This window comes from Flavobacterium pallidum (assembly GCF_003097535.1).
In the GTDB taxonomy this organism is placed as follows: Bacteria; Bacteroidota; Bacteroidia; order Flavobacteriales; family Flavobacteriaceae; genus Flavobacterium; species Flavobacterium pallidum.
Genome location: NZ_CP029187.1, coordinates 983,325 through 996,330, shown reverse-complemented (window position 1 = coordinate 996,330; position 13,006 = coordinate 983,325). Strand labels below are relative to the sequence as shown.

Annotated in this window: 11 protein-coding genes; 5 read left to right on the top strand and 6 right to left on the bottom strand. The window is 44.4% G+C overall.

The genetic code is table 11. The annotated features are described in order from the left end of the window. Window positions 1-38 precede the first annotated feature (38 nt). The 3 genes from HYN49_RS04105 to HYN49_RS04095 all read left to right on the top strand — a co-directional run bounded on the left by HYN49_RS04105 (window position 39) and on the right by HYN49_RS04095 (window position 6,627). The gene (locus HYN49_RS04105; RefSeq protein ID WP_108902936.1) at window positions 39-3,983 is read left to right on the top strand and encodes a GEVED domain-containing protein; all 3,945 of its coding nucleotides are present in this window, start codon (window positions 39-41) and stop codon (window positions 3,981-3,983) included. 91 nt (window positions 3,984-4,074) lie between these two features. Next, window positions 4,075-5,976, top strand: coding sequence for a S9 family peptidase (locus HYN49_RS04100; protein ID WP_108902935.1), 1,902 nt, complete (start codon window positions 4,075-4,077; stop codon window positions 5,974-5,976). A 201-nt stretch (window positions 5,977-6,177) separates the two neighbouring features. Next, on the top strand, window positions 6,178-6,627 hold the full coding sequence (locus HYN49_RS04095; protein ID WP_108902934.1) for a hypothetical protein: 450 nt from the start codon (window positions 6,178-6,180) through the stop codon (window positions 6,625-6,627). Between the two features lie 95 nt (window positions 6,628-6,722). On the opposite strand, the gene accC is transcribed toward HYN49_RS04095, so the two are convergent. The 6 genes from accC to pdxA form a co-directional block, all read right to left on the bottom strand. Beyond that, window positions 6,723-8,063, bottom strand: coding sequence for an acetyl-CoA carboxylase biotin carboxylase subunit (accC, locus tag HYN49_RS04090; protein WP_108902933.1), 1,341 nt, complete (start codon window positions 8,061-8,063; stop codon window positions 6,723-6,725). 99 nt (window positions 8,064-8,162) lie between these two features. Further along, complete coding sequence (gene accB / locus HYN49_RS04085; protein WP_108902932.1) at window positions 8,163-8,651, bottom strand: acetyl-CoA carboxylase biotin carboxyl carrier protein; 489 nt, start codon at window positions 8,649-8,651, stop codon at window positions 8,163-8,165. A gap of 35 nt (window positions 8,652-8,686) precedes the next feature. After that, window positions 8,687-9,676, bottom strand: coding sequence for a beta-ketoacyl-ACP synthase III (locus HYN49_RS04080; protein WP_108902931.1), 990 nt, complete (start codon window positions 9,674-9,676; stop codon window positions 8,687-8,689). Window positions 9,677-9,838: 162 nt separating this feature from the next. Beyond that, the gene (rpmF, locus tag HYN49_RS04075; protein WP_108902930.1) at window positions 9,839-10,033 is read right to left on the bottom strand and encodes a 50S ribosomal protein L32; all 195 of its coding nucleotides are present in this window, start codon (window positions 10,031-10,033) and stop codon (window positions 9,839-9,841) included. A 9-nt stretch (window positions 10,034-10,042) separates the two neighbouring features. Further along, window positions 10,043-10,585, bottom strand: coding sequence for a YceD family protein (locus tag HYN49_RS04070; protein WP_108902929.1), 543 nt, complete (start codon window positions 10,583-10,585; stop codon window positions 10,043-10,045). 95 nt (window positions 10,586-10,680) lie between these two features. Continuing rightward, entirely contained in the window at window positions 10,681-11,727 is a 1,047-nt protein-coding gene (gene pdxA, locus HYN49_RS04065) for a 4-hydroxythreonine-4-phosphate dehydrogenase PdxA (protein WP_108902928.1), read from the bottom strand. 50 nt (window positions 11,728-11,777) lie between these two features. Here pdxA and HYN49_RS04060 point away from each other — a divergent pair, with 50 nt between their 5' ends. Together HYN49_RS04060 and HYN49_RS04055 are read left to right on the top strand one after the other, a co-directional pair. Then, a complete protein-coding gene (locus HYN49_RS04060; RefSeq protein WP_108902927.1) occupies window positions 11,778-12,368 on the top strand; it encodes a riboflavin synthase in 591 nt (196 codons plus the stop codon). Between the two features lie 36 nt (window positions 12,369-12,404). Beyond that, complete coding sequence (locus HYN49_RS04055) at window positions 12,405-12,932, top strand: hypothetical protein (protein ID WP_108902926.1); 528 nt, start codon at window positions 12,405-12,407, stop codon at window positions 12,930-12,932. Window positions 12,933-13,006: the final 74 nt, after the last annotated feature.

The window sequence follows — 13,006 nt, the reverse complement described above, 5'->3', positions numbered from 1 at the left end:
AATTTTTATTAATACCCCAAACCTAAACTAAATTATTTATGAAAAACAAACTACTCTCGATTGCATTCTTAGCAATCTCCAGTTTTTCGTTCGCACAGTCAGGCGGTTCAGCCTGGCAAAACACGGTTCGGAAAGCGGATGCTGTAATTATTGAAAACAAAACCAATCTAACCAATCCAAGATTGTTTTCACTTAATGTAAGCCAATTAAAGAATTCATTAAATGCAGCCGTCGCAAGGGGTGCATCCAATCAGTCAGGCGTGATCATTTCGCTTCCGGATGCAGATGGGGCGATGGTAAAATTCAGGGTTTTCCTCAATTCCAATATGGAACCCGGCCTGGAGGCAAAGTATCCGGACATCAAATCTTACCTTGGAGTCGGTGTAAACGACCCTTCGATGACGGCTTATTTCAGTGTGTCGCCGCTTGGATTCCAAAGCATGGTGTTGTTTGCTGATAAATCCGCTACATTTATTGAGCCATATACCAAGGATTTAAGCACGTATGCTGTGTATAGAAAATCCGATAAAGCCGGATCGCTCAGCCATTTCGAGTGCCGTATTATTGATAAACTCGAGCAGGAGGTACAACCATCAGCTTCTACATTAAGGCCAAACGCTGATGATGCCTTGTTGCGTACCTACCGCCTTGCGATGTCGGTAACCGGGGAATACACTGTGTATTTCGGAGGTACGAAAGCATTAGCACTGGCCGCAATCAACAACACCATGACGCGTGTCAACGGTATTTTCGAAAAAGACTTTTCTGCAAGAATGGTATTAATTTCCAACACAGATACCGTTATATACACCAATGCTTCTACAGACCCGTACTCTGTAGCCTCAACAGGAGCAGGTGGCGCATGGAACCAGGAACTACAGACCACATTAACCAATAACATCGGCAGTGCCAACTATGATATAGGACACCTTTTTGGTGCATCTGGTGGTGGTGGCAATGCAGGATGTATTGGGTGCGTCTGTACCAACCCGACTACTTCTGTACCACTTGGAAAAGGAAGCGGTTTTACTTCTCCGGGAGATAACATTCCTTCAGGCGATAACTTTGATGTGGATTATGTAGCACATGAAATGGGGCATCAATTCGGTGCAAACCACACCTTCACACACAGTAATGAAAGCACCGGCGTACAGATGGAACCAGGCAGTGGCTCAACGATTATGGGCTATGCAGGAATTACATCTTTAGACGTGCAACCGCATTCTGATCCATATTTCCATGCGGTGAGCATACAGCAGGTGACCAACAATATTAAGTCGAAAACCTGTTCGGTGAATACGTCAACAGGAAATTCCATCCCAACAGTAAATGCCGGTTTGGACTACACCATCCCGAAAAGCACACCATTTATGCTGACAGGTTCGGCTACAGATGCCAATGGCGATACGCTGACGTATTGCTGGGAGCAGTTCGATTCTCAAACCAATGCTACTGCGCCTAATGCTACAAAGACCAGCGGCGTAAACTATCGTTCATACAATCCGACCACTTCACCTGTAAGATACTTTCCTAAAATGTCCTCTGTACTGACGGGTGCAACGACAACGGCCGGAACCGAATTGACAGTGGAGGCCTTATCATCCGTTGCAAGGACACAAAATTTCAGATTGACAGTGCGTGACAACCGTGCAGGTGGAGGCGGAAACAACAGTGATGATATGGTTGTAACTGTAAATGCTACAGCTGGTCCATTCTCTGTAACCGTCCCGAACACAGCCGTTTCTTACACAGGCGGCTCATCACAAACCGTTACCTGGGCAGTTGCCGGAACTACTGCTAATGGGGTGAACTGTGCCAATGTCGATATCTTATTGTCAACTGACGGCGGAAATACTTTCAGCACTTTATTGGCAGCAACACCAAACGACGGAACAGAAGCTGTCACCATACCGAATACACCCGGAACAGCCAACAGGATTATGATTAAAGGAACCAATCATATTTTCTTTGATGTTTCCAACACAAACTTTACAATTACGGCCGGTACTACAGATACGACCGCTCCTTCAGCGCCAACATCGCTGGCCGCTTCCGGAACCACACAAACCACTACAAACCTTTCATGGACTGCCTCAACCGACAACGTGGCAGTAACTGGTTATGATGTATATCAAAATGGTGTGTTCAAAGCATCAGTAACGACAACTTCTTATGCCGTTACAGGTTTGACTGCTTCAACTTCCTATGCGTTCACCGTAAAGGCTAAAGATGCAGCAGGAAACGTTTCTGCGGTAAGCAACACCGCAAACGTGACGACTTTAGCGAATGCAGATACTACAGCGCCAACTGCACCAACAGCGCTTGCCGCTTCGGGAACGACTTCAACGACAACCAATTTAACGTGGACGGCTTCTACGGATAATGTAGGGGTAACCGGATATGATGTATATCAGGGCGGTGTATTCAAAGCAAACGTGGCTACCACTTCATATGCTGTAACAGGATTGACGCCATCAACAGTATATTCTTTTTATGTAATCGCTAAAGATGCCGCAGGAAACGCTTCTGCTGCAAGTAACACTGTAAACGTAACTACTTCAGCCGTAGCAATTTCTTATTGTGCTTCACAAGGCGGTAGTGTTGCTGACGAATTGATCGGACGTGTACAGGTAGGAACCATCAACAATCCTTCAACTGGAGGTACAGGTTATACTGATTTTAGTGCGATTTCAACCAACCTGTCACAAAATACTGCTTATACCATCACGGTAACACCAACATGGACTGGCAGTGCTTATCCTGAAGGATACAGTGTGTGGATCGATTATAATAAAGATGGCGATTTCGCAGATGCAGGTGAGCAGGTTTGGACTTTAGCCGCTTCAACCACAACTCCAGTAAGCGGATCATTTACTGTTCCGGCGGCTGCTTCAACAGGCGCAACTAGAATGAGGGTTTCTATGAAATACAACGGAATTCCAACACCATGCGAGGCATTCTCTTATGGGCAGGTTGAGGATTATACTGTAAATATTCAGACCGCTTCCGCAGATGCTACTGCGCCGTCTGCACCGACATCACTTGCTGCTTCAGGAACCACCCAAACCACAACAAACCTGTCATGGACTGCGGCTACGGACAATGTAGGTGTAACGGGTTATGATGTGTATCAGGGAGCCACCTTAAAAGCGACTGTTGCTACAACCACTTATGCCGTAACCGGGCTTACTGCTGCAACCGCTTATACATTCTCTGTAAAAGCAAAAGATGCTGCCGGAAACGTATCTGCATCAAGTAATGTAGTAAACGTAACCACACTTTCAAATTCAGTAACCTACTGCACCTCGCAAGGCAACAGCACTGCTGATGAGAAAATCGGTAAAGTGGTTTTCGGAACGATCAACAACACTTCTACAGGTACGGCTGGTTATGAGAATTTCACCGCGCAATCTACAAACGCGGTAAGTGGAACGGCTTACACCATCACCATCACACCATCGTGGACAAGCACTGCTTACAGCGAAGGTTATGCCGTATTCATCGATTACAACCAGGATGGCGATTTCGTGGATGCCGGTGAAACCGTATTTACAAAAGCAGCATCAACAGCAACTCCTGCTTCGGGCAGCATCACGATTCCTGCGACAGCCACCTTAGGCACCACAAGGATGAGGGTTTCTATGAAATACAGCGGCGTTCCAACAGCTTGTGAGGCATTTTCTTATGGTCAGGTGGAAGATTATACTGTAAACATCACCTCTACTGCAAGGGAAATCGAAACTACTGAAACAGCTTCAATGACTATCAGCCTGTATCCAAACCCTGTAACGGGCGGACAACTGAATGTTTCTAATGTAAAAGACGGCGCAGATTTCCGTGTAGTCAATACCTTAGGCCAACAGGTAGCTAAAGGTAAAATTGCAAACGGAATAATCAATGTGTCTAACATCAACTCAGGAACTTACCTGCTTGAAGTGAACATTGGAGGACAAACGACTGTGAAGCGCTTCATCAAACAATAGTAGATTAGGTTAAAAGTGAAAAGGCTGTCCTTCGGGGCAGCTTTTTTTTTGCTGATAAATGCTTACTTTTAGCACTCGAAAATCAAACAAAATGAAAAAAATTCTCTATTTAATACTGATCATGATGAGCGCAAAAGCCGCCGCACAAAATGTAATGACGCCTGAATTGCTCTGGAAACTCGGAAGGCTGTCCCCTGTCGGGATATCGATTGATGGAAAAAACATCGTTTATAAGGTTTCCACGCCTTCCGTCGAAGAAAATAAATCGAATTCGAAATATTACTCCATTCCTGTGACCGGTGGTACTCCCGTTGAAGTTACAGACTATAAATCTTTGGTAAAAGACAAAAACATCTCTGCTGATGCGAAATACACCGTGTACAATGACGAAGTGAAGCTTGCGAATGTCCACGGAAAAGATTTCTATCCGGAACTTGACAAATCCGATGCGCAGGTTTACGATGGTCTCGATTACCGCCACTGGGACACCTGGAACGAAGGCAAATACAACCATGTTTTTTACAAGGAAAATAAAGATGGTGCAGCCGGAATTGATATTATGAAAGACGAGATTTTCGATTCTCCGCAAAAACCTTTCGGCGGTGATGAAGATTACATCTGGTCGCCTGATGGCAAAAGCATCCTTTACGTCTGCAAGAAAAAAGCAGGGACGGCTTATGCGATTTCAACCAACACAGACATTTACGAATACAACCTCGCTACCGGAAAAACAATCAATCGCACAGAAGGCAACTCAGGTTATGACACCAACCCGCAGTTTTCACCATCAGGAAATTTAAGCTGGCTGCAGATGAAACGCGATGGTTATGAAGCCGATAAAAATGACATCATCGTTGATTTCAAAGGCACAAAAATGAACCTTACAGCCAATTGGGATGGAACCGTGGAAAGTTTCCTGTGGGCATCGGATGGAAAGAAAATATATTTTCAGGCACCGGTTGACGGGACTTTACAGTTATTCGAAGTAAACTTCCCCGGATTGACGAAAATCGCCATCAACGTAACACAGGTTACAAACGGCAATTTCGACATTTCCGGACTCGTGGGTTTTTCCGGTGACAATATCATCGTGACAAGAACGGATATGAACCATGCGGCCGACTTATTTTCTTACGATTTAAAAAAGAAAGCCTGGAAGCAGCTGACAAATGTCAATGATGCCATTTATTCAAAGCTTTCCCTGAGCAAAACCGAAAAACGCTACGTCACCACCACCGATGGCAAGAAGATGCTCATATGGGTGATTTTGCCGCCAAATTTCGATGCTTCTAAAAAATATCCAACCTTATTGTATTGTCAGGGTGGTCCGCAATCTGCATTGACGCAATTCTACTCTTTCCGCTGGAATTTCCAGTTGATGGCGGCCAACGGTTATATCGTCGTGGCGCCAAATCGCCGTGGTATGCCCGGCCATGGTGTCGAGTGGAACGAACAGATTTCAAAAGACTGGGGTGGCCAGGTGATGCGTGATTATCTTTCCGCGATTGATGATGTGGCTAAGGAATCTTACGTAGACAAATCACGTCTGGGATGTGTCGGAGCAAGCTACGGCGGTTATTCTGCATTTTACCTTGCCGGCATCCACAACAACCGTTTCAAGACCTTTATCGCCCACGACGGTGTATTCAATACGCAAAGCATGTTCGGCACAACCGAAGAAGTATTCTTCAACAACTGGGATTTCGGTGGTGCGTATTGGGAAAAGGATAATGCTGTCGCACAAAAAACCTACAACGAATTCAACCCTGCCAGCCATGTCGACAAATGGAACAAACCGATCCTGATCATCCAAGGTGGTAAAGACTTCCGGGTTCCGATAGGTCAGGCGCAGGAAGCGTTCCAGGCGGCACAGCTGCGTGGTATTAAGAGCCGTTTCCTGTATTTGCCGGAAGAAAATCATTGGGTATTGAAGCCACAGAATGCTATTGTATGGCAGCGGGAGTTTTATAGGTGGTTGAAGGAGACGCTTTAGGAGGTAGGCAGTCACGGTTTTCAGTAAGCCGTATTGTGAAGGCGACTACGACGTATGGATAAAACAACTAAAATCAAAATCTACTTTAATTCGATTATTGTAGGCTGAAGCTACAAATAGTAATTATAACAGTAAAGAGGATTTGTATCGAATTGTTCAATATGCAGCAAAACAATACATCACATAATTTATACATCAACTATGAAAAAAACATTTCTCTTATTTATAATACTCTTAAACTTAAATGCTTCCGCTCAGTTCTTAGCGAAAATGGAAGTGAAAGAAGACATTCCCGGAATTTGTGATAAAAATGAAGTTTATGCCCTTTTTCCAATCGAAGGCCAGATAGAAGCCGTTTGCCCGATTTCAGATGCTGAGATTTTAGAAAGACTGAATTCAGAAGTACAATTTATAAAAGATAATCCCAAGTATAAGGGCAAGGGAATGATTGGGATACTTATCAATTGTAAAGGTGAAGTTGTCCGATGTGAAATGGATAACAAGACAAAAAATCCCCAATTAGACAAGGAAATAGAAAAAGTCTTCAATTCACTCGGAGAATGGAAAGCCGGGACACTGAACAATAAAAATGTAGATAGTAATCGATTATTTAGTTTTACAATTAAAAAAGGCAAATTCTCTTTTGATTGATATCATCTCTATTTTCCCTGTCAGCAGAAGCCCGCAAACTGCCTACTGAAAACTGCGACTGCCAACTAATAAAAAACCCGCCTAAGCGGGTTTTTCTATTCTTCCATATGAAAATCATCCATAAATGCCGTCGTATAATCTCCGGCAACATATCTCGGATCATCCATTAATTGTCTGTGGAAAGGAATCGTCGTTTTGATGCCTTCAATCACGAACTCATCCAACGCTCTTTTCATTTTATTGATCGCTTCCTGACGCGTCTGTGCTGTCGTAATCAGCTTCGCGATCATCGAATCATAGTTCGGCGGGATGGAGTATCCTGCGTAAACGTGAGTATCTAAACGTACGCCGTGTCCGCCCGGAGCGTGCAAAGTCGTAATCCTGCCCGGAGACGGACGGAAATCATTATAAGGATCTTCCGCATTGATCCTGCACTCGATAGAATGCAATTGCGGCAGGTAATTCTTTCCTGAAATCGGCACGCCGGCAGCAACCAGTATCTGTTCACGGATCAGGTCATAATCGATCACCTGCTCGGTAATTGGATGCTCCACCTGGATACGGGTATTCATTTCCATGAAATAGAAGTTTCGGTGTTTGTCTACCAAAAACTCCACTGTGCCTGCGCCTTCGTATTTGATGAATTCAGCAGCTTTTACAGCAGCTTCGCCCATATTAAGACGCAGTTCATCGGTCATAAATGGCGATGGCGTTTCTTCGGTCAGCTTTTGGTGCCTTCTCTGTACAGAGCAGTCCCTTTCAGACAGGTGGCAGGCTTTTCCGTAAGAATCTCCTACGACCTGGATTTCAATATGTCTTGGCTCTTCAATCAGTTTTTCAAGGTACATCCCGTCGTTCCCGAAAGCAGCAGCAGATTCCTGGCGTGCACTTTCCCATGCCTTCAACAGGTCTTCTTCTTTCCATACGGCACGCATTCCTTTACCACCACCACCGGCAGTGGCTTTCAGCATGACAGGGAATTTGAATTCCCTGGCCAGCCTCAGTGCTTCCTCATAAGATTCCAGTATTCCGACTGAACCCGGAACGCAAGGTACTCCTGCGGCAATCATTGTCGCTTTGGCAGAAGCCTTATCGCCCATACGGTCAATCATTTCCGGGGAAGCCCCGATGAATTTGATGCCGTGTTCCTGGCAGATCTTCGAGAATTTTGCATTCTCAGAAAGGAATCCGTAACCCGGGTGTATCGCGTCAGCATTCGTAATTTCTGCGGCAGCGATAATATTGGACATCTTAAGGTATGACAAATTGCTTGGAGGCGGCCCGATACACACCGCTTCATCGGCAAACTTCACGTGCAGGCTTTCCGCATCGGCAGTAGAATATACGGCAACGGTTTTGATGCCCATTTCCCTGCAGGTCCTGATCACGCGAAGCGCAATCTCGCCACGGTTTGCTATAAGTATTTTTTTAAACATCTTTTTTTAGTTTAGATTATAAGACTATAGGATTATAAGACTATAAGATACAATCGACATTCCGAAAAATCTTAAAGTATTACAATCTTAAAATCTAAATTATGATGGATCTACCAGGAATAACGGCTGATCGAATTCTACCGGCGACATATCGTCTACCAATATCTTCACGATCTTACCTGAAACTTCTGATTCGATTTCGTTGAAAAGTTTCATCGCTTCAATCACACATAGCACATCGCCTTTCTTGATCGATCCGCCTACCTCAACAAATGTAGGTTTGTCCGGAGCCGGTTTCCTGTAGAAGGTACCAATGATTGGTGACTTGATCGTAATATATTTCGAAGATTCGTCAGCAACAGGTGCGGCAGGTGCGGCAGGTGCAGCCGGAACTTGTGGCATTTGTGCTTGTGGCGCTGCCTGTTGCAACATATTCTGCGGAGGCATCTGTACATAAGTGGTTTCATGTGCATTGCCTTCCAAAGTGGTCCTGATTGTGATTTTCACATCATCCATTTCCAGTTTCACTTCAGCAACTCCTGAATTGGCCACAAATTTAATCAGGCTCTGAATTTCTTTTAAATCCATAATATAGTCGTTTTAGTTATCAGTTATCGTTTGTTTTAATATGCCCATTTTAAATAGATCGATCCCCAGGTGAATCCGCCGCCGAACGCAGCAAAAATCAGGTTATCGCCTTTTTTGAATTTGTCTTCGAAATCACTCAGCAGCAATGGCAGCGTGCCCGAAGTGGTATTTCCATACCTGTGGATATTGACCAGCACTTTCGATTCATCGACACCCATCCTTGAAGCGGTGGCATCAATAATCCGTTTGTTGGCCTGGTGCGCAACGAGGAAATCGACATCGTCTTTTGACAATCCGTTGCGTTCCATTATTTTTTCGCTTACATCTGCCATTCCTGAAACGGCGTACTTAAATACGGTCTTGCCATCCTGGAATACATAATGCTGGCGGTTTTCAACAGTTTCTTTTGAAGCGGGAAGTATTGATCCGCCTGCATCGATCTTAAGGAATTCACGCCCGACACCGTCAGAACGGAGGAACTCATCCTGAAGTCCCAGTCCTTCTTCATTTGGCTCAAACAAAACAGCACCTGCGCCATCCCCAAAGATGATGCAGGTGGCCCTGTCTGTATAATCTATAATCGACGACATTTTATCGGCACCGATCAGCAATATCTTTTTATATCTTCCTGACTGGATGTAAGCAGCGGCTGTCGACATGCCGAAAAGGAATCCGGAACAGGCCGCCTGCAGATCATATGCAAAAGCGTTGACAGCCCCGATTTGGCTTGCTACGTAAACCGCTGTTGAAGCCACAGGCATATCGGGCGTTGTAGTCGCTACAATCACCATATCGATTTCCGCCGGATTGATGCTTTTTCTTGAGAAAAGGTCTTCAGCTGCTTTGATGGCAAGGTAAGAAGTGCCAAGGCCTTCTCCCTTAAGTAGTCTTCTTTCCTTGATGCCGGTCCTGGAAGTAATCCATTCATCATTGGTGTCAACCAACGTTTCAAGTACCTGGTTAGACAATACAAAATCCGGGACGTAGCCCCCAACTGCAGTAATTGCTGCTGTTATTGTGCTCATAGGGTTCAATTATTTTCTCTTAAAAACTGCCGTTTAAAAAGAGGTGGAAATTACAAAAAAAAAATCTAAACCTGATGCAGTTGCACAGGCAATTTTTAAAATTTGACACAACAAAAAAACTCCCACCAGGTGAGAGTTCGTATCTTTTATACCGAAAAAATATTAGGCAGCAGCAACTGATTTGTCAATAACAACCTGTCCTCTGTAATACATTTTCCCTTCGTGCCAGTAAGCCCTGTGGTATAAATGTGCTTCTCCTGTTACAGGACATGTAGCGATTGTAGCAACGGTTGCTTTGTAATGTGTTCTTCTCTTATCTCTTCTTGTTTTGGAGATTTTTCTTTTAGGATGTGCCATTTTACTATATTATTTATCCGTTAATAGTTGTTTTAATTTGTCCCAGCGGGGATCTGTATTTTCTTCGTTTGTTTCTGCTTTTTTTGCGTCTTTTACACTCAATTCCTTTAGCCTTTCAAGTGCTTCGGACTTCAGTGTACCGTCCTTGATTCCTGGATGAAGCCTTCTTGTCGGGATGGACAATACAATCATTTCATAAATGTATTGGGACACGTCAATCTGGTGTTCGCCAAGCGGCAATATCAGCAATTCCTCATTGTCATTGTTGAATTCATCACCAAACTGTACTACCAGCCTCAACTTTGCTTTCACAGGCAAATCAAACATTTCGCCAGTGGAATCACAAGGAACATGAACCGTCCCTTTGTGTTTGAAATGAAGCTCGAGCATCGTGCTTTTCTTCTCCAGTACGACATTTACGGTAATGTCGCAACTTTCAAAGTCGTCATATTCATAAGCGGCAAAGAACGTTTTATCTATCTGATATTCAAATTGGTGTTTCCCTAACTTTAATCCTACAAAAGGAATCAAGAACTCATTCAGCTTTTTCATCGTAACCTCAATTTGACCCAATCCTGAAATTCAAAACGGGTGTGCAAAGATATAAATTTATCGCAATAACAAAAGGGTTATAAACATTTTTTTGTTTATAAGTGCTTTTCCTTTGTTTTCAATGGTTTTTTACTGATTTCTGCATACTGATGGCGCGAATTATAAATGTCAATCGCCAGGTAAACCGCTTCCTTAAACGAATTATGGTCGGCTTTGTCTTTTCCGGCAATGTCATAGGCGGTACCGTGGTCCGGGGAAGTACGGATTTTGTCGAGTCCAGCCGTATAATTTACGCCATTGCCAAATGAAAGCGTCTTAAACGGCACCAATCCCTGGTCATGGTATGCCGCGATCACTGCATCGTACTTTTCATATTGTCCGCTGCCGAAAAAACCGTCTGCAGGATAAGGCCCGAAAACCATTGTCCCTTTTTCAAACATTTTTTTGATGACCGGCCTGATGATCATTTCATCTTCCTTGCCGATAACACCGCCATCGCCGGCATGCGGATTCAGTCCCAGCACCGCAATTTTCGGTTTGTTGATGCTGAAATCCTGGATAAGCGATTGCCTTACGGTTTCAATCTTCTGCTTAATGAGCGCTTCGGTTAAGTGTGAGGCGACTTCGTTTACAGGAACATGGTCGGTCAATAATCCCACGCGCAGTTTGTCATGCACCATCAGCATCAAGGCATTTCCCTGCAATTCCTTGGCAAGGTAATCAGTATGGCCCGGGAATTTAAATTCTTCCGATTGGATATTGTATTTATTAATAGGTGCCGTCACCAAAACATCGATCTGTCCTTCCTTCAAAGCATTTGTCGCAGCAGTAAAAGACTTGATTGCAAACTCGCCCACGACAGGATTGTTTACGCCATAAGCCAGTTCGATATTTTCCCGCCACACATTCAGCACATTGATTTTCCCGGTCAGCACCTGGTCAAGCTTGTCAATCCCGTGCAAAGGCGCTGTCGATTCAAAACTCTTGCGCAGGTGCGACAATGTCTTTACGTTAGCAAAAATCACCGGAGTGCACATTTCCAGCATGCGGTTGTCCTCGAAGGTTTTGAGCACGATCTCGCTCCCAATCCCGTTAAGGTCCCCAATCGAAATGCCGACAATGATATTTTCTGCTTTTTTCATCGTATTTATTGCTAATTTTGAACTGCAAATCTAAGTAAAATAAACCACAAATGTTTACAGGAATTATCGAATCTATGGGCGTTGTCCGCGAACTGAAAAAAGACAATGACAACCTCCACATCACCGTTTCCGCATCCATCACCAACGAATTAAAGATCGACCAAAGCGTTTCCCACAATGGCGTCTGCCTGACCGTCGTTGGGATCAATGCCGATGAATATACCGTCACCGCCATCCGCGAAACCTTAGAAAAAACCAACCTGTCCGACTGGAACCAGGGCGATGCGGTAAACCTCGAGCGTGCCATGAAACTCGGCGACCGCCTCGACGGACATATCGTCCAGGGGCATGTCGACCAGACCGCTACCTGCACCTCCATTGAAAGCGCAAACGGGAGCTGGTATTATACCTTCGAATACGATCCGGCGCTAAACAACATCACGATAGAGAAGGGTTCCATTACGGTAAACGGCGTCAGCCTGACGGTGGTAAATTCTCATAAAAGCAGCTTCAGCGTAGCCATCATCCCGTACACTTACGAGCACACGAATTTCAGGGACTTCCGTATCGGTACCCGTGTCAATCTGGAATTCGATGTCATTGGCAAATATGTTTCGAGGTTGCACGGATTGACAATTTAGTTATCTTTCCTGCGTTTTAATTTCAAAAAAAAAAATATGAAAAAAATTATTACCCTGTTTTTACTGGCTACCTGCATTTCTTACGCACAGGATGAACGCACGGACATTTTTTCCCGAAAGCATGAAGTTAAAGTGGGTGCGATCAAACTTCTCGCAGGCCCAATCTTCGAAGGCACTTACGAATACATCCAGAACCGCGATTTCACGTTCGGGGTTTCCTTATTAGGCAACCTCAACACCGGAAATGATTACTACGAAGATTTCTCAATCACCCCTTTCGCGCGTTTCTATTTTCAGGAAACAAAAGAGTTTGGCGCAAAAGGTTTTTTTGTCGAAGGTTTTGCAAAATATTCCTCAGGAAGGAATACCATGGATGACTGGCTCGATGAAGAGTCCGAAAAATACTCGGCCGCAGCCTTAGGTATCTCACTTGGTAAAAAATGGATCAACCGCACGGGTTTCGTATTTGAAATCCTCGGCGGTATCGGTCGCACTTTAGGCAACTCTGATGCAGCACCAGATGTCATTTTCCGTGGAGACCTGAATTTAGGGTACCGGTTTTAGGAAGGTACGGGTCTAAGGCAGAAGGACTTGATTTCTCTTAAAAAGAATCTGTTTCTTAAAGCCGATTGCTATCG